This window comes from Veillonella parvula (assembly GCF_047241225.1).
In the GTDB taxonomy this organism is placed as follows: Bacteria; Bacillota; Negativicutes; order Veillonellales; family Veillonellaceae; genus Veillonella; species Veillonella parvula_O.
Map to the genome: position 1 here is coordinate 18,823 of NZ_JBKTIE010000002.1, position 17,531 is coordinate 36,353.

The 17,531-nt window shown below is 38.5% G+C and carries 13 protein-coding genes; 3 read left to right on the forward strand and 10 right to left on the reverse strand.

From position 1 onward, the window contains the following. Positions 1-6: 6 nt before the first annotated feature. Together ACLRYO_RS03490 and recQ are read right to left on the reverse strand one after the other, a co-directional pair. Positions 7-798: a thymidylate synthase gene (locus ACLRYO_RS03490; RefSeq protein ID WP_278618674.1), complete on the reverse strand. Its 792-nt coding sequence runs from the start codon at positions 796-798 to the stop codon at positions 7-9. 124 nt (positions 799-922) lie between these two features. Beyond that, positions 923-2,791: a DNA helicase RecQ gene (gene recQ / locus ACLRYO_RS03495; RefSeq protein WP_077707592.1), complete on the reverse strand. Its 1,869-nt coding sequence runs from the start codon at positions 2,789-2,791 to the stop codon at positions 923-925. 316 nt (positions 2,792-3,107) lie between these two features. Between recQ and putP the strand changes: the two genes are divergently transcribed. Beyond that, on the forward strand, positions 3,108-4,595 hold the full coding sequence (putP, locus tag ACLRYO_RS03500) for a sodium/proline symporter PutP (RefSeq protein ID WP_105086975.1): 1,488 nt from the start codon (positions 3,108-3,110) through the stop codon (positions 4,593-4,595). A gap of 47 nt (positions 4,596-4,642) precedes the next feature. Here putP and ACLRYO_RS03505 read toward each other — a convergent pair whose 3' ends face one another. The 3 genes from ACLRYO_RS03505 to nifJ form a co-directional block, all read right to left on the reverse strand. After that, positions 4,643-5,671 (reverse strand): helix-turn-helix transcriptional regulator, encoded by a 1,029-nt coding sequence (locus ACLRYO_RS03505; protein ID WP_077707594.1) that lies wholly within the window; start codon positions 5,669-5,671, stop codon positions 4,643-4,645. A gap of 360 nt (positions 5,672-6,031) precedes the next feature. Continuing rightward, positions 6,032-7,648 carry a methyltransferase regulatory domain-containing protein gene (locus ACLRYO_RS03510; protein WP_413084679.1) on the reverse strand — a complete coding sequence of 539 codons (1,617 nt, stop codon included), beginning with the start codon at positions 7,646-7,648 and terminating at the stop codon, positions 6,032-6,034. 196 nt (positions 7,649-7,844) lie between these two features. Then, positions 7,845-11,381, reverse strand: a complete 3,537-nt coding sequence (gene nifJ, locus ACLRYO_RS03515; protein WP_004696929.1) for a pyruvate:ferredoxin (flavodoxin) oxidoreductase — start codon at positions 11,379-11,381, stop codon at positions 7,845-7,847. A gap of 386 nt (positions 11,382-11,767) precedes the next feature. Here nifJ and ACLRYO_RS03520 point away from each other — a divergent pair, with 386 nt between their 5' ends. Further along, positions 11,768-12,691 (forward strand): LysR family transcriptional regulator, encoded by a 924-nt coding sequence (locus tag ACLRYO_RS03520; protein ID WP_008602616.1) that lies wholly within the window; start codon positions 11,768-11,770, stop codon positions 12,689-12,691. After that, a complete protein-coding gene (locus ACLRYO_RS03525) occupies positions 12,691-13,119 on the forward strand; it encodes a hypothetical protein (protein ID WP_038125714.1) in 429 nt (142 codons plus the stop codon). Before ACLRYO_RS03520 ends, ACLRYO_RS03525 begins: the two co-directional genes overlap by 1 nt. Before the next feature lie 152 nt (positions 13,120-13,271). Here ACLRYO_RS03525 and ACLRYO_RS03530 read toward each other — a convergent pair whose 3' ends face one another. The 5 genes from ACLRYO_RS03530 to ACLRYO_RS03550 all read right to left on the reverse strand — a co-directional run bounded on the left by ACLRYO_RS03530 (position 13,272) and on the right by ACLRYO_RS03550 (position 17,516). Next, the gene (locus ACLRYO_RS03530) at positions 13,272-13,889 is read right to left on the reverse strand and encodes an SAP domain-containing protein (RefSeq protein WP_120055969.1); all 618 of its coding nucleotides are present in this window, start codon (positions 13,887-13,889) and stop codon (positions 13,272-13,274) included. Positions 13,890-14,034: 145 nt separating this feature from the next. Next, positions 14,035-15,348: an MFS transporter gene (locus tag ACLRYO_RS03535; protein WP_120055971.1), complete on the reverse strand. Its 1,314-nt coding sequence runs from the start codon at positions 15,346-15,348 to the stop codon at positions 14,035-14,037. A 241-nt stretch (positions 15,349-15,589) separates the two neighbouring features. Beyond that, positions 15,590-15,946, reverse strand: coding sequence for a cupin domain-containing protein (locus ACLRYO_RS03540; RefSeq protein ID WP_024066296.1), 357 nt, complete (start codon positions 15,944-15,946; stop codon positions 15,590-15,592). Between the two features lie 28 nt (positions 15,947-15,974). After that, positions 15,975-16,850 (reverse strand): DUF4261 domain-containing protein, encoded by an 876-nt coding sequence (locus ACLRYO_RS03545; protein ID WP_278618681.1) that lies wholly within the window; start codon positions 16,848-16,850, stop codon positions 15,975-15,977. A gap of 159 nt (positions 16,851-17,009) precedes the next feature. Continuing rightward, positions 17,010-17,516 carry a hypothetical protein gene (locus ACLRYO_RS03550; protein WP_278605153.1) on the reverse strand — a complete coding sequence of 169 codons (507 nt, stop codon included), beginning with the start codon at positions 17,514-17,516 and terminating at the stop codon, positions 17,010-17,012. Positions 17,517-17,531 lie beyond the last annotated feature (15 nt).

Sequence of the window (17,531 nt, forward strand, 5' to 3'; positions counted from 1 at the left end):
TTAATACTATACGGCAACAGTCATGGATAATTTACCTAAATGTTCATATCCATCTAAGGTAATGTCCTCTGGTGTGAAGTCATAGAAGTCTTTTACCTCAGGATTCACGATAATTTTTGGAGCAGGCAACGCTTGATTGCGACGTGCTAATTGCTCACGCAATGCATCTACGTGATTTTCATAGATGTGGGCATTGTTGATGACATGTGTAAATTTACCTGGCTTTAAACCTGTTACTTGAGCAATCATACATTGTAATGCCGCATATTGAGCCGTGTTAAACGGAACGCCAAGCCCCATGTCGCCACTGCGTTGGATGAGCATGCAGTTCAAGTAACCATCCCCTACATCCCATAAGGTTTCATACGCACATGGTTGCAACGCCATATCATCTAAATCTTCAATATTCCAAAGGGTTACTATCATTCGGCGGCTATCAGGATCTTCTTTAATAGTTTTGATGAGCTTGTCTAATTGCTTATACTTCGCAATTTGGTATCCATAGGCCTTACCGATAGTACCATCTTCACGCATCCACTCATCCCATACGTGCACATTCATTTCTTGTAATTTGCGCACGTCATTGGACTGCATTTGCCAAATCCACAATAATTCTTTTACAGCTGTTTTGAAAGCTACAAATTTAGTGGTTAAAATTGGAAATTCCTCTTGCAAGTCAAATTGCATAATTTGTTGAGGCAATTTGTACGTTGCGATTCCTGTGCGATTTTGACCATAAATGCCTTGATCTAAAATATTTTCAATAATACCGAGGTATTGTGTATCTGCTAAGCTCATTTATCCCCCTAGATCTATTTATAATAAGCAAAAATACTAACGTATATCTTGATAATCTTACTAAAATATATAGTACTATCATACTAAAAAATATATGGTACTACCATATATACAGTAAAATTTATCATCCCTTATATTCTGCAATGGCCTGCAAAAAGGTAAGTCCATATTTTTTCAATTTTGCTTCCCCTACGCCTTTAACATTGCCAAACTCACCTAATGTAGTAGGTCGTAAATTTGCCAAATCTATGAGTACTGTATCAGGGAAGATAAGATATGGTCTAAGGCCCGCTTCTTCAGCCAAGCGCTTGCGATGTTGCCGCAAATGTTCAAATAAACCGCCCGATGTAGGACTGGATTTTCCTCGTGCCACAGAGGCAGCAGACTTACTAGTGCGAGAAGGCACAGACACATGTTGTCTGATTTCCTCTACCTCTTTACGACCTGCTAACACTTCTTCGGCACCAGCCGTTAAGGATAACACAGGATATTTTCCCGTTGAACTGCGCAAGTAGCCAGATGCTACAAACTGCTGAATAAGACCTTTAATAGATTTTTCATCTACATTGCTCAGTAAGCCAAAGACAAGCAATGCATCATGGCCAGCACGCATAATCCGGTCCGTTCGCTCACCACGGACGATAGAGGTTATCATTGATGCCCCATATCGCTCATCGGTGCCCATGATGGCACGGAAAATAGCTTTTGCTTCTTTCGTAACATTGACCTTATCAGCAGAACCCTTACAAGAGCTACAATTATCACAAGTAGTCCAAACGGTGCTTTCACCAAAGTAATTAAGCATATATTTACGCAAGCAATTACTGCAGAAACAGTAATCAATCATGGACTGCAATTTGCGTAACTCCACATCTTGTCGCTCAGGCGTTTCGATGGACTGTTCAATTAAATACTTATGAACCTGCACATCCTGCCCACTATAAAGCAAGATACATTCAGCAGGTGCCCCATCACGGCCAGCTCGTCCTGCCTCCTGATAATAGGACTCCATATTACGCGGCATTTGATAATGTAGTACATAGCGTACATTGCTTTTATCAATACCCATACCAAAGGCATTCGTCGCCACCATAACCTGCAATTTATCGTCTGCGTAGGCATTCTGCATTTCACGGCGCACCTCATCGTTGAGTCCTCCGTGGTAATGTCCCACCTTGATGCCCGCACGGGTTAAATTTTCATACACACGATCTACATCCTTGCGCGTTGCACAGTAGATAATGCCATTTTCATTGGCGTGCTGACGCACATAATGAACAACGTAATCCATCCGCTTTGGTGTGCGGATAACAGAGAAGGATAAATTAGGCCGATCAAAACCCGTCACGTATACATTAGCCTTATCTAGGCCTAATAATTTTTTTATATCGTTTTCTACATATTTCGTCGCCGTCGCTGTGAAAGCCCCCACGATAGGTCTCTTTGGCAATGAATTGAGCCACTCACCGATAAGGCGATAAGACGGTCTAAAATCATGACCCCACTCAGAGATACAATGAGCCTCGTCCACAATGACTTGAGCAATCGGTAACGCTCGCAGTACATTACAGAAAAAATTAGAGCTCAACCGCTCTGGTGCAATATATAAGAGTTTAATCTTACCACTACGTACTTCGTACATGGTCTTATTAAACTCAGATTGTGTAAGTGTACTATTGATGAGCGCTGCTGGTATATTCTGCACCAAGAGACCATCCACTTGGTCTTTCATAAGAGAAATGAGAGGAGAAAACACAATAGTCAAGCCCGCCTTACAGAGCGCAGGTATCTGGAAACAGATAGACTTCCCAGCCCCTGTCGGCATGATTCCAATTACATCTTCATTCCGCAACAAGGATGCAATAGGAGCCTCTTGAGCTGGTCTAAAGGAGGTATACCCAAAGTAGGTCTCCAACATGCGCAATGCTTGTTGTTTCGTCACAACTTGATGTTGTCTAGATACATCTTGTTTTCCGCCTACCTGTTGTTCCATAGGGTCCTCCTTTCACGTTCCAGAAATATAAGTATTAATTTCGATTACTACTGACAAATATTTCGTACACTCAATACGAAATATCGTTTTTTCATTCTTTTATTTTATCATATTTCATTCGGTATGGGGCTTATTAATATATGATTTCATAAGTAATCAGCTAATGCGTATCTCTAAAATATATAGCCTAAATTAATATAGGAATCTTATTGATATCACCAATTTTTTACCCTCTAAAGTACTAATATGTGGTACAATAAAAATTATTTACTATACTATAGAATATAACTAGAACCTAAGGAGGTCTTATATAGGCATGACACAAGACAACTTAATGATTATTATCGCCTTTGCCTTATATCTAGGACTCATGATGTATATCGGGGTCTACTATTATCGTAAATCGAACAGCATTGGTGATTACATCCTCGGTGGCCGACAATTAGGACCATGGATTACAGCACTTAGTGCGGAAGCATCAGATATGAGTGGTTGGATGCTCATGGGTGTGCCGGGCCTAGCGTATACTACGGGGATTTCTGGTGTGTGGATTGCCGTAGGCCTCACATTAGGCACATGGGCCAACTGGAAATTCGTTTCTAGACGCCTGCGCAACCATACCGAGGTAGCCAGTGACAGTTTGACCTTACCGGATTATTTAAAGAATCGTTTCCACGATCAGTCTCATTCGGTAGCTGTCATTTCCGCCTTATTTATCTTGATTTTCTTCTTGATTTATACATCATCAGGCTTCGTGGCAGGGGGCAAATTGTTCAATACTATCTTCGGTCTTGATTACACCGTATCCCTCTTTATCACAGCTGGTATCGTCGTATTCTATACCTTCCTTGGCGGATTCCTCGCCGTATCTTGGACAGACTGTATTCAAGGCGCATTAATGTTCTTTGCCATCTTGGCAGTACCAATTACAGCAGCCATGTACATGGGTGGCCTTATAGAAACATTCCAGCTCATCCAACATGAGTTCCCACAAGGACTTAGCTTGTTTGGTAATCCGTCTGATTGGTTTACTTGGGCTATCGGCCTAATTTCTTCTCTTGGTTGGGGTCTTGGCTACTTCGGTCAACCACACATTTTAGTGCGCTTCATGGCTATCTCTGATGCGAAAGAACTTAAAAAATCTACGAACATCGCCATGGTATGGGTTATCTTATCCCTTATGGCAGCTATTGCAGTAGGTCTCATCGGTCATGTTTACATGCTGCCAGATAAGTTAGTAGGCACTGATGCGGAAACAATATTTCTCATCATGACTGAACGGCTCTTTACTCCATTTGTAGCAGGCCTTATCTGGTCTGCTGTATTGGCCGCTATTATGAGTACCGCATCTGCTCAATTATTAGTAACAGCCTCTGCTATTTCTAATGACTTCTATGCTAATATCATCCATCCAAAAGCAAGCGATAAAGAGCTTGTATTAGTAAGCCGTATCGTAGTACTTCTAGTGGCATTGATTGCCATCTATATGGCAATGGACCCAGACAGCTATATTTTGACAATGGTAGCCTATGCTTGGGCAGGCTTCGGCGCAGCCTTCGGTCCGGCCATCTTGTTCTCTTTGTTCTGGAAGCGCATGACGCGTCACGGCTGTATCGCTGGTATTGTTGTAGGTGGTTTGACAGTACTCATTTGGAAACAATTTGGATTCTTTGGCCTATACGAAATTGTGCCAGGCTTCATCTTCTCTTCTATCGCAATCTATATTGTGAGCCTCATGGGTAAATTGCCTCCACGTCCGGTTCTAAAAGACTATAGAGAAGCAGAAAAAATGCACGTTCTATAAGGAAATATAAAAAAGCTAGTTGATTCATCGATCAACTAGCTTTTTATTTATGAGTATTGGTGTAAACCTTCCTCAATTGCGGCTTTTACCTCTGTCACTAAAGAGGCTGGAGTAAGCACTTTTACACTTTGCATATATTGGAGCGCCCAATATTTAAAGGCGTCATGATTAACACGTACACGACATACAACATTATCGGCTGTTATATTCGTAAACTCTACATTGCCATCAAACCAATCTAAAATTTGATTTACGATGGACCGTTTAGCTTTAAACGTAACAGTAATAGATTCACCGCCGAACATATAAATATGTTCCTTTACGTATTGTGACACGTTAAAGGTACGTTGTTGTTGGTATCCCTTTATCTCCCGTAAAGGTTTTCTACGTTCATTTAGCACCGTAATATGTGCAATTCGATCGACACGTAATGTAGACATGTCATCATAATTTTCGTGATTCCCCACCAAGTAATAATGTCCCCGATTCATTACTAGTTGGAATGGGTTAAATACATACTTCCGTTCCTTATGATCTGGCCCAAGATTAATGTGTAATCGCTTATCCACATCTGGTTGGCAATAGGCCAACGAAATTTTTCTACCCTTTTGTATTGCTTCTTCTATGAGATCAATATTAAGAAATAAATCTTGGCTTCTATGAAGGTACTCCGTATTACTTTCAATATCAATACCATGAGGCTTAAAATAGGAGCTCCCCAATTTTGCAACACGCCCGATTAAATCTTTACGTTGAGATGCAGTAATATGGCGAGATGCCAATATACCATCAATCAATAACCGCAATTCAGAATCTTCAAAGGTATGAATCATATAGAAATCAGTACGTCGAATGGTGCCATCTGCTCCCACAGCAGACTCTTCACATTGAATACCAAAATCTCCAGATTCATATAAATCATTTAAATGACGGCCTAAGGTTTTCCGATCGACGGATACCTCGTACCGTTCGGCTAATATACTGCGAATCTCCTCTTGAGATAACGTATGATTAGCATCTGTTTCGTCTTTCAGGATTTCTAGTATGTATACTAGAACTGCCTTTTTAGATGCCATAAAAGACTCCTTTTACAAATAATACAATTAATACAACTTTATCAACTAATACAATTTATAGAATCATCCACAACACATCGGATGATATTTACAAAATACCCAAACACATTATACCATACTTTCATGAACGGTTCATTTTTTCCTCATTAAAATTATCGATTTACTATACTTTTTCAGCAATATAAAATAACTAAAAGTAATAAATATAAAATAAAAGTAAATTTAATTATATAAAACAAAACCCGTTAACACTTAATACATATATATGTTATAAGTGTAACGGGTTTCTATTTTAGCTATAAAATCAGCAGAATATAATACAGCCCCATAGCAACAGAATCAAATAAAGGGAGCTATCACTTAGGAAATACTACCTGTTTTCTTACTTCTAATAAAGCCTAATTGTTCCATACGCGTTGTTAATTCATTATAAAAAGCTTCAGCCATGGCATTTTGATGCTTTGTAGTTTGAGACTGATCTGCACTAAAGAGAGCCTCTTTAATCTTTTTAATTACCGTAGATTTCGCTTTTGGTTTGTTCAACAACTCCATAAATAATAAATCCTCTTCAGAAATATCACCAATAGCATCATTGAACATATCTGCTCCATACATATATTCACTGCCACCATGAACAATAGCTTTTACAAAGTTTGTAAAACGGGCAGGTATATAAGATAAGCCCTCCATATACTCTTCTTTTACAGGGAATGTTTTATAAAAGCGAATACCACCACGTACCATATGCTCTACTACAGCACGATACAAGCTACATACAGCAGGTTCTAATCCATCATCAGATGCATGAGCTGCCTCATGAGCTGCTTTTAAAATAGCTAGAGCCTCGATCATATTGAACGTACCACCATCTTTAATAAGCGCTTGGAAGGTATCTCTTACGAGTACATTTTCAAACATTTCTAGTGCTTCCTCATCAAAGAGAATTTGGAAAACAAAGCTATTTACAATAGTACGTACAGGAATTGTATTCACTTCAGCCGGATTTGCAACAGCAAAGTTGATATCTTTGGCAACGCTAGCTTTACAAATAATCGACTTGCGGAATGTCGTATCTAGTATAAAATCTAAATATTGTTCTTGATCCACTTGACTATTAGGTGCCAATTGCTCAAGTTTAGCTGCAATACTTTCATCATAGGTACGAACCATAGATAGTGTAAGGTCTGCATCGCATACATACGCAAGATCATGCGCTTTCAAATGATCATTGAATTGATAGAAATAGCATGGATCATTATGAGGCTCTAGATGATCATGACCTACATAATAGTCATCCTTTTGCATGACAGAGCGCAATGCACCTAGAAATTTACTATTTCGTTCTTTAAGATTATCATAGTTAAGAATCTGAGCACCCACAAGACTGCCTACGGTCTTACCGCGCAACACCTTTTCCTTATGGGTCAACTTATCTTGGCCACGATTAGCAAACAGCATGAGCTGACGTACTTCTTCCATGGTATGCCAACCTGGATACGTATTGTAAGACACATAGGCAATACCATTATCCACCAAATGATTAGAAATAATATTGAGCAGCTTATCCTTCATTTCATCATTGATCCAAGAGTAGAATCCATGTGCAATAATATAATCGAAAGTCCCCATAGATTCGTCAAAATTCAAAATATCTCCTTGCACCAAGGATACATTCTCTAATTTTACATCACAAATAATTTGATTGCCCTTCTCTACTTGGTCTTGTGAAAGTTCAATGCCTACAAAGGTCGCCTCTGGGTTAAATACAGCTTGAGAAATAATATTACCGCCATAAGTAGCGCCTAGTTCAAGAACACGAGCTGTCTTCGCAGGTGGAGTATTTAGCCCTACAAGAGCACCATATGCTTCTAAATAGGCCGGCGTTGTAAAAGGAAATGGATAGGATTTATAGCCTAACTCTTTATATATCGTTTGTTGCATGTCTTCCATTGCTATTTGTGAATTATCCTTAGCCATATGTACCTCTATGTTTAACTTTATGAAATATACATTGTTATTTATCATTATACCAAATTACTAGTATATTACCTACGTTTAAAGCAGTTATTACCTAAATAATATGATATTAACACATTTAGCTATATAGTATTACATACAAAAGAGGCACCCTTGAAAGGGTGCCTCATATAGTTCTCAGTCGTTAAATAACGAATTATTTTACGTCTTCAAAACCTTTTTGCAAGCGAACATAGCTTAAGCGACGTTCTTTAGCGTCTTTTTCAGTTTTAGCGAATAATTCTTCTGCAACGTCTGGAGCTGCTTTAGCCAAGGAAGCGTAACGTACTTCACCTTTAAGGAAGTCTTGGAAGCTTTCAGTTGGTTCTTTGGAATCCAAGGAGAATGGATTTTTACCTTCTTCTTTAAGTTGAGGGTTGTATCTGTAAAGATCCCAGTAACCAGCTGCAACTGCTTTACGTTGTTCTTCTTGAGCTTTACCCATACCAGCTTTGATACCATGGTTGATACATGGGCTGTAAGCGATAATCAAGGATGGACCTGGATATGCTTCAGCTTCTGTAACAGCTTTCATCAATTGGTTTTTGTCTGCACCCATAGCTACTTGTGCTACGTATACATAACCATAAGACATAGCCATCATGCCAAGGTCTTTCTTCTTAGTACGTTTACCAGAAGCTGCGAATTGAGCAACTGCTGCTACGTTAGTGGATTTAGATGCTTGACCACCAGTGTTGGAGTATACTTCAGTATCGAATACGAAGATGTTTACGTCTTCGCCAGAAGCTAATACATGGTCAACACCGCCGAAGCCGATGTCGTATGCCCAGCCGTCACCACCGAAGATCCAGTGAGAACGTTTGATCAAGAATTGTTTTTTCTCAAGAATTTCTTTCAATTCAGGAGTTGTAGCGCCTTCAGCTTCGATAGCTGCTACTAAACGTTCGGAACGTTGACGAGTAGCTGCACCAAGGTTAGCAAATTCAATCCATTGTTCTAAAGCATCTTTCAATTCGCCAGTAGCAGTTTCAACTGCTTTAGCAGCCAATTCTACTAATTGTTGACGGATTTTCTTAACGCCGATGTACATACCATAACCATACTCAGCATTATCTTCGAACAAGGAGTTTGCCCAAGAAGGACCATGACCTTGTTGGTTAGTTGTGTATGGAGATGCAGGCATGGAAGCACCCCAGATGGAGGAACAACCAGTTGCATTGGCAATCATCATACGGTCACCGAACAATTGAGTTAACAATTTAGCATAAGGAGTTTCACCACAACCTGCGCAAGCACCGGAGAATTCGAACAATGGTTGTTCAAATTGGGAACCTTTAACAGTTTCCTTCTTCATAGGATTTTCTTTTACAGGAAGGTTAACACCATAGTTCCAAGCTTCAGCTTGTTCGATTTCAGTATCGATGGATGTCATTACAATAGCTTTGCCTTTAGGAGCTGGACAGATATCAACACAGTTACCGCAACCCAAGCAATCTAATGGGGATACAGCGATACGGAATTGAAGATCTTTAGCACCCAATGCAGGGATTGTATCGAAATGTTCTGGAGCTGCAGCCACTTCTGCTTCAGTTGCCAAAATTGGACGAATTGTAGCATGTGGACATACGAAGGAACATTGGTTACATTGAATACAGTTTTCAGGCAACCATTTTGGAACGAACAATGCAGGACCGCGTTTTTCGAATTTAGCAGTACCAGCAGGTAATGTACCATCTTCATAGCCAGAGAATTTGGATACAGGAAGATCATAACCAGCTTGTGCATTGATTGGTTGTGCAATATTTTGAACGAAGGATGGGCAAGATTCGCAACCAGGTTTAACTGCATGATTGCCATCATCTACTGCATCTTTCCAGCTAGCAGGAACATCTACTTTTACCAAAGCGTTAACACCTTGATCGATAGCAGCATTGTTCATGTCAACGATATTTTGACCTTTTTTACCGTAAGAAGTTACTACGGATTCTTTAAGGTATTTAACAGCATCATCTACAGGGATGATTTCAGTCAATTTGAAGAATGCAGCTTGCGTTACCATGTTGATACGACCGCCCAAACCGATTTCGGAAGCGATTTTCGCAGCATTGATGATGTAGAAGTTCAATTCTTTTTCTGCGATTTGACGACGTAATTTAGCAGGTAAATGTTCATCCAATTCTTCAGGAGACCAAGTACAGTTCAATAAGAATGTACCGCCTTTTTTGATGCCGCGAATCAAGTCGTATTCATGTACATAAGATTGACGGTGACATGCTACGAATTGAGGTTCAGTAATCAAGTAAGGCAAGTTGATTGGATTTTTACCAAAACGAAGGTGAGACATTGTTACGCCACCAGATTTTTTGGAGTCGTAGTCAAAGTATGCTTGAGCATACATATCAGTGTGGTCACCGATGATTTTGATAGCGGATTTATTCGCACCTACAGTACCGTCAGAACCGAAGCCCCAGAATTTACATTCAGTCAAACCAGGAGTTTCAACTTCTACGCCTTCAGCACGATCTAAGGACAAGAATGTAACATCATCATTGATACCCAATGTGAAGAATTTCTTACCATTTTCAGCAGCTAAATTATCGAATACAGCAACGATGTCTGCAGGGATAACGTCTTTGGAGCTCAAACCATAACGACCAGCGATAACTTTTACATTACGGCCACCGTCAACTACAGCTGCTTGTACGTCTAAGAACAATGGTTCAGCCAAAGCACCTGGTTCTTTAGTACGGTCAAGAACTGCAATGCGTTCTACAGTTTTAGGAAGAGCTTTCAACAAACGATCTGTTGCGAATGGGCGGAACAAATGAACGTTGATAAAACCAACTTTGCGACCCAATTTGTTGAGGTAATCCACAGTGGATTCTACAACTTGAGCGGAAGAACCCATAGTTACAACAACATCAGTAGCATCAGGAGCACCATGATAGTTGAACAATTGGTAGTTAGTACCTGCCAATTTGTTAACTTCGTTCATGTAGTGTTCTACAACGTCAGGAACGTTCAAGTAGAATTTGTTGGATGCTTCACGATGTTGGAAGTAAACGTCAGGGTTTTCTGCAGTACCACGAGTTACAGGAGCATCTGGATTTAAAGCATTTTTACGGAAAGCTTTAACAGCATCCATGTCAACCAATGGTTTTAAATCTTCATAGTCCCAGATTTGAATTTTTTGAATTTCGTGGGATGTACGGAAACCGTCAAAGAAGTTGATGAAAGGTACACGAGTTTTAATAGCTGTCAAGTGAGCTACAGCGGACAAGTCCATTACTTCTTGTACAGAGGATTCAGCTAACATAGCACAGCCAGCTGCACGAGCAGCCATTACGTCTTGGTGGTCACCAAAGATAGCCAAAGCATGTGCAGCCAATGCACGAGCAGCTACTTGGAATACACCTGGAAGTAATTCACCTGCTACTTTATATAAGTTAGGAAGCATCAATAACAAACCTTGGGAAGATGTGAAAGTTGTTGTTAATGCACCAGCTTGTAAAGAACCGTGGGTTGCAGCAGCAGCACCTGCTTCAGATTGCATTTCTACAACTTGAACAGTGTTGCCGAAGATGTTTTTTCGACCAGATGCAGCCCATTCATCAATGTGTTCTGGCATTGGAGAAGATGGAGTGATTGGATAAATCGCAGCAACTTCTGTAAAACCATAAGAAACGTGAGCAGCCGCTTGGTTGCCGTCCATAGTTTTAAATTTACGACTCATGTGATTATTGCCTCCTTAAGCATTTAGCAAAAATAGAACACTTGCTTAATCTATCATTATGTTTAGGAATAACAACCATTACAAACTTGCGCACATGAAAAAATAATGCAATAATATATATGTTATATATAATATGGCATTATGTGTGAGCATACTTTTTTGTGATGGGCACAACCATAATTCCTAATATCATAACTTGATATAGCCCTATATGCTAATTATAACGTGCTGGGCCCTATCAACGCAACACATACAGTGACTGTCGCTTTGCCAATATTGCTATCCATGCTTTACATAAAGTAATAGCTAATTGCATTACAGTAATAACTATTCTCATTTAGTTAGGTCACGTCCTATAACCAAGTTTTATTTTTAGGGGGTTAATTATGGATTTTCATCATTTGAAATACTTCGTTGAAGTAGCTGATCAAAAAAGCTTTAGTAAGGCTGCAAGGAATTTACACATCTCCCAATCTGCAATCAGCCGTACAATTAAAGCTTTAGAAGACGAACTTGGTGTTGTTCTCTTCATGCGTAATGCTAAATCTGTAGAACTTACTGATGGGGGTACCATCTTCTTAACCCACGCTAAACGCGTTGTGTTTATGTTTGAACATCTAAAAACTGATTTTGAAAACGAGTTTCGTTTGGAGCAAGGTTCCATCAGAATTGGTATTCCACCAATTACTGATGCTCCCATTTTTGCCCAGTTATTAGGTGAATTTAAAAAAGTATATCCACAAATCGAATTGGAACTCTACGAACAAGGTTCTAAAAAGGTTGAGATCAGCGTTCAGGAAGGTTTAATTGATATTGGCATCATCTGTACTAAACCAAACCCTAAAGAATTTGAATCTTTCTACCTTACGAGTGACCCACTGTCCGTTATCATTCCAAAATCTAGCCCTTTAGCAAAAGAAAAAGAAATTCGCCTAGAAATGCTAGCTGATGAATCCTTTGTATTGCATAAAGACGATTTCAACTTACATGATGAAATCATCAAAGCTTGTAAACACACCGGCTTCCAACCGCATATCGTGTTTGAAACGAGCCAACGTGATCTCATGTTACAAACGGTTAGTGCAAACCTTGCTATCGCATTATTACCATCTCGTCTCTGCCCTGAGGTAGGTGAAAATACGGAGGTTGGTTCTAAGGTTGTCGTAAGACCTCTCGTACCTGAAATTATTCATACCCTTTATGTAATTTGGAAAAAAGGTCATTACCTCTCCCACGCTTCTCGCTTGTGGTTAGACTTTGTAAACTCCAAATTACCATTACCTGGATTACAACTCGAGGATCGTCAATAATGAACAAACCATCTGGGCTCGCATCTAAATTGCGAGCCCTTTTGAAAGCTAAAGAAGCTCCCATGTGGGGCGTTATCATTGTGCTGGTTATCGTTATCATATTCCAGCAAATACAAATCTCTGAATTACAATGGCGTGTCGATGAAGACCACGATGGCTCTACCATCGACAGTGTAGCAGGTCGTCTTTACATTCTTGAAGGGATGGCTAATAAGCATAGTGATCAACTAGACGAAATCCTAAAAGATATTCGTCAACTACAAAATGACGGTGCCAAGTACGACTGGGAACTAAAACAACTGCAATGGTTGCATCCAGAGCTCAAAGTACAACCACCAGAGGCAAACCCACGCCCATTCAAATCCACAGATCTAAACCTCGATATGAATCCTGGGAAAGTGCCTGATGTAACAAAACAAAATCAATAAAGAAATCAGGAATAAATAAAAGCACCTTACATACCTACAAAAGTCATCACAAATGACTCTTCTTATAGGATATAAGGTGCTTTTTTCATTATTTTATTATAGATTTAATTGCTAACTTTCCCATAATACGTCTCCGCAATGACAAGTTGCTTCTACTTGCGATACGCTTCTAATTTATATGCATATTCACTTAAAAGCTCCTTTGAATAAATTTTTTCATTTTTTGAATCTCTAACTTCTTTCCAAATAATAGATGCTACTTTTAATTTATTCGAATAATTGCCACTACATTCGTCTGCACAAAAATCCTTAAAAAATTGATTCCATTGACAAACCGAATTGTCATACTTTGCATAATCTGATTCACCATAATATACTTTCAGCAAATCTCCAATTGTAAAGCTTGTATTTTTTTCACTTTTTACTTTTCTCCAGGCAGTAGCCATATCAGCATTAAATTTAAATCGTGAAACACCTATTAAAGCAGAGAAATATTCTCTAAACTTCGTATTAAAGGAAAAATTACATTCAAGTAATGGTGTATCTAAAGTAATACTTTCCACTTGCCTTCTTCTATTTTTTATTGATGATTTTTTAATTAAATCGCCTTTAAAGTACTGCTCAATAATATAATTGAGTTCTTGTTTTGTTCCCCTATATTCTAATCCTAATGATTTACATATTTGTGAAAGTTCATCACGATACCAATAATATTTATTAAATTCATCAAATGATGTAATTTCATCAAACTTAGGTCTACACTCTTTCAATATTTGTCTCCTCAAGTTTAAATAATACTATTTTGTAAATTGTAACATAAAATTGAATAGTATCCAAAATCACACCATTGAAGCATTCGTTAAATATTTTCCTATTAAGTTGTCTATAATCTAGTTATCTATAATATAGCTCTACTTAATCCTCTTTATGTTCCATAGATTTTGGAAGTGTCAAAATTAATAGACCAGCAAGGAACATACAAGCCCCCATTACATAGTAACCATAAGCAAAGCTACCAGTGTGACCATTGATGAATCCAAGCATATAAGGACCTACCCAGCCCCCCATATTACCTGAAGAGTTAATGAGTCCCATCGCCCCCGCTGCAGCAGCGCCAGATAAGAAGGTTGTTGGCATGGTCCACCATACACCCATACCACCGTAAACACCTACTGCAGTTAAGCATATAAAGAATAAGCTAACTTCTGGAGATGGACTGTGTGGTGTTGCTAAGAAACCAATAGTACCAATGAACAATGTAGTAGCAACGTGCCAACGTTTTTCATTGCGCTTTTCAGAAGAGTAACCACAGTATATTTGTACAAGTAAGGCTGCTGTCATTGGAATAGCAATAGACCACGCTACCACGCTTGGTGGCCATCCAGATAAGCTTTTAAGAACTTGAGGCATCCAAAAACTAAAGCCCCAGAAACCAATAACCCACAAGAAATAGATTAACGCTAAACGCAATACTTTTGGGTCTTTTAACGCTTGCCAAATAGTATATTTCTTTGCGGCTTGCTTTTGTTGCTCTTCTTTTTCAAGCTCGGCTTTAATATATACCTTTTCTACATCAGTTACCCAAGATGCATGTTCAGGACGCTCTTTCATCCAGAATGCGAAAATGAACGCAAAGATCACAGCAGGAATAGCTTCAACGATAAAGAGTGTACGCCAACCATGTAGACCAAAGAACGTTGTATCCAATAAAATACCTGCCAATGGCCCACCAATGATGTTAGAGAACAATAAAGATGTCAACATCAAGGAGATTGCCTTCGCTCGCTCCTTTGGCAAGAACCAATTTGGAATGAGTAATGAATAAATTACAGGATATAAAGAAGCCTCACATAGACCAAGTAAAAATCGATAAACATAAAATTCCAACTCAGTGGTCATCGTCGTCATAAGAATACATACGAGCCCCCAACTAAACATGATACGCGCCACCCAATGCATAGCATTACAACGAGCTGCAATTAAAGATGCAGGCACTTCAAACAAAACATAACCAATAAAGAAAATGCCTGCCCCCATACCAAATACTTCTGGCGTCAACCATGGTAAATTCTCCTTCATAGTCAAGCCTGCATAAGCAATGTTAACGCGATCCAGGAAGGCAATAATAGAAACAATAAACAATGGTAAGACTACGTGAAGCATACGACGTTTCGTAAAATCTCTGAAATTGATATCCCCACTTTGAGGCTCTAGTGTAGATGAGTTCATATAATTCCTTTCTACTTATTAAAATATTACATACTTTACCATCTTAAAAGAACAAACGTCCTCTGTCAATGGAATTTTATAGAGTATAGAAATAACAAATAGGAATAGTAAAACCAAAATAATGACATATAAAATAGAAAAGGTATATTCGCTAGAAATGACTGTATAAAATAAAAAAGCACTTTATAGTATGAATATATCTCTATCACAAGAGAAGAAAATACTATAAAGTGCTTTCATATTAATTAGTCTTAACAGGATCATAATCAGCAGGCACTGGAGCAACGATACTCACAAAGACAATATCTTCCGTTCCAGTATTTTTTGCACCATGACATTCACCCTTTTTAGATACTATAACTTGCCCCTTTGTAAAAGGCACCTCTGTATTAGGCGTTGGATAAAATACACCCTTGCCTTGCAATATAACCCATATATCATCAGAGTGATGATGATAATGTTTTGGTAAGATTTGACCAGGTTTAATAACCCATACTGAACCACCTGTGGAATCAGTTTGATAAAATGGCGTCCTAACAGCGTTCTCCAAACTTTCAACTTTCACAAGTTCCATATCAAAAACACGTTGATCACTCATAATGCTCACCCCTTTCATTGATTAACAACTACCGAGTTCCAGATGCGTATTCACCCATATTAATATCTAGAACCTCTCGAACGGGCTGGATTAAAGAATCCTCGTATTGAACCTTCCACTGAATATCCTGATTCATCTCGCCATTTTGTAACCCCGCAATGGTTTCCCCATCACCTATTATATTACCATGTTCGAAAATATAATTCAACACATTATAAGCATGAAATACTACATGATTAGGATCTACACCGTGAAAGTGATACTGTAAATCAGGTAAAAATAATGTACTCATACCCACAGAATCTACCATCATATCATTGGTACCTTGAATACTAAAATAACGCACATTTACAGCATAATACATGAAACGAGTCACCTCTTTATCAGGATGATTTTCAATCGATTCTCGACTTAAGAACTTACGAGATGGTCCAAATACAACGGCTTTACAAGAGGGATATAATTCTAGTAATGCATCTACATACTTTACAAGCATATCTGCACGTTCTTTGGCCGCTAAACCAGAGGCTAACATATCCGTAGCAAACACCCTGTATTGGCACTCTGCTAATAACTCATCCACATTTGGACAATCCCATACCTGACTACGATCAAAATCATCTAATACAGGCTTATCGATTTTCTCACAATTCGTCACCATCAAGGTCGGTGGAATATCTGCATCAGTATCCTCGTAATGCACCTTATAATTCTGAGGTGCAAAACCAGCAGATTCAGCTCCATAACTAAAGCAATCAATAAGGCCCAAATGCTTTGTGAATACCTCTACCATTGCATCGCGAGTAGGCATATCACACTGCTTAGGCATTAATAACTCAACGAAAAACAAACCACCAGGACGAACAGAGTTATCTGTTAGATCTTGCTTAAATACTTGACTCATAGTCACTCTCCTAATTTTTAACTATTTTTTGATGAATGTATCAGTTTATACCATTTTACAATACCCTCAGGGATTAAAAAGCTATTACCCTCTATTTTTTCTTTCGCCCAACTATAAAGTTCATCCGGAGAAATAATATGTATATTATCTATATGAGCATCAACTAAATTTCACATAATATACATCCTTTACTTTATAGTATATCGGATGTTTATAAGTACTACAATTACGTAACCAATGTTTTATAAATAATATAAAGTCTATATTTTGACTACAGGTTAGAGTAATTTCTATATACTGTGACATGACGTTTATATGATTTAAACATAAGGATTCATATTCAGGTTCAAGCTGTTTACTATTCTCTAATGTTTGTAGAAATTTTGCATATAAATAATCAATACTTTCATAACGATTACCGACCTTACAACTTCCCATATCAAATAGGTTACGATAAGAAATATCTCCAGGTAATACAGATATCCAGTTTAAGGCATACTCTGATACGCCAAACACCGTATTTTCTGGATTAGGTCCATCTAAATCATCCTGTAACCAAGCTGATATTATTTGGTACATACTTAGCATTTCATATTCGTCTAGCTCACTATAAAACTCACCTAACCCATCTAGATCAATCTCTAAATTGGCAATACAACGATACATAAAAACTACCTCCTA

Coding starts and splice junctions, on each gene's coding strand:
- ACLRYO_RS03490 (WP_278618674.1), bottom strand. CDS start 798: ATGAGCTTAGCAGATACACAATACCTCGGTATTATTGAAAATATTTTA.
- recQ (WP_077707592.1), bottom strand. CDS start 2,791: ATGGAACAACAGGTAGGCGGAAAACAAGATGTATCTAGACAACATCAA.
- putP (WP_105086975.1), top strand. CDS start 3,108: ATGACACAAGACAACTTAATGATTATTATCGCCTTTGCCTTATATCTA.
- ACLRYO_RS03505 (WP_077707594.1), bottom strand. CDS start 5,671: ATGGCATCTAAAAAGGCAGTTCTAGTATACATACTAGAAATCCTGAAA.
- ACLRYO_RS03510 (WP_413084679.1), bottom strand. CDS start 7,648: ATGGCTAAGGATAATTCACAAATAGCAATGGAAGACATGCAACAAACG.
- nifJ (WP_004696929.1), bottom strand. CDS start 11,381: ATGAGTCGTAAATTTAAAACTATGGACGGCAACCAAGCGGCTGCTCAC.
- ACLRYO_RS03520 (WP_008602616.1), top strand. CDS start 11,768: ATGGATTTTCATCATTTGAAATACTTCGTTGAAGTAGCTGATCAAAAA.
- ACLRYO_RS03525 (WP_038125714.1), top strand. CDS start 12,691: ATGAACAAACCATCTGGGCTCGCATCTAAATTGCGAGCCCTTTTGAAA.
- ACLRYO_RS03535 (WP_120055971.1), bottom strand. CDS start 15,348: ATGAACTCATCTACACTAGAGCCTCAAAGTGGGGATATCAATTTCAGA.
- ACLRYO_RS03540 (WP_024066296.1), bottom strand. CDS start 15,946: ATGAGTGATCAACGTGTTTTTGATATGGAACTTGTGAAAGTTGAAAGT.
- ACLRYO_RS03545 (WP_278618681.1), bottom strand. CDS start 16,850: ATGAGTCAAGTATTTAAGCAAGATCTAACAGATAACTCTGTTCGTCCT.
- ACLRYO_RS03550 (WP_278605153.1), bottom strand. CDS start 17,516: ATGTATCGTTGTATTGCCAATTTAGAGATTGATCTAGATGGGTTAGGT.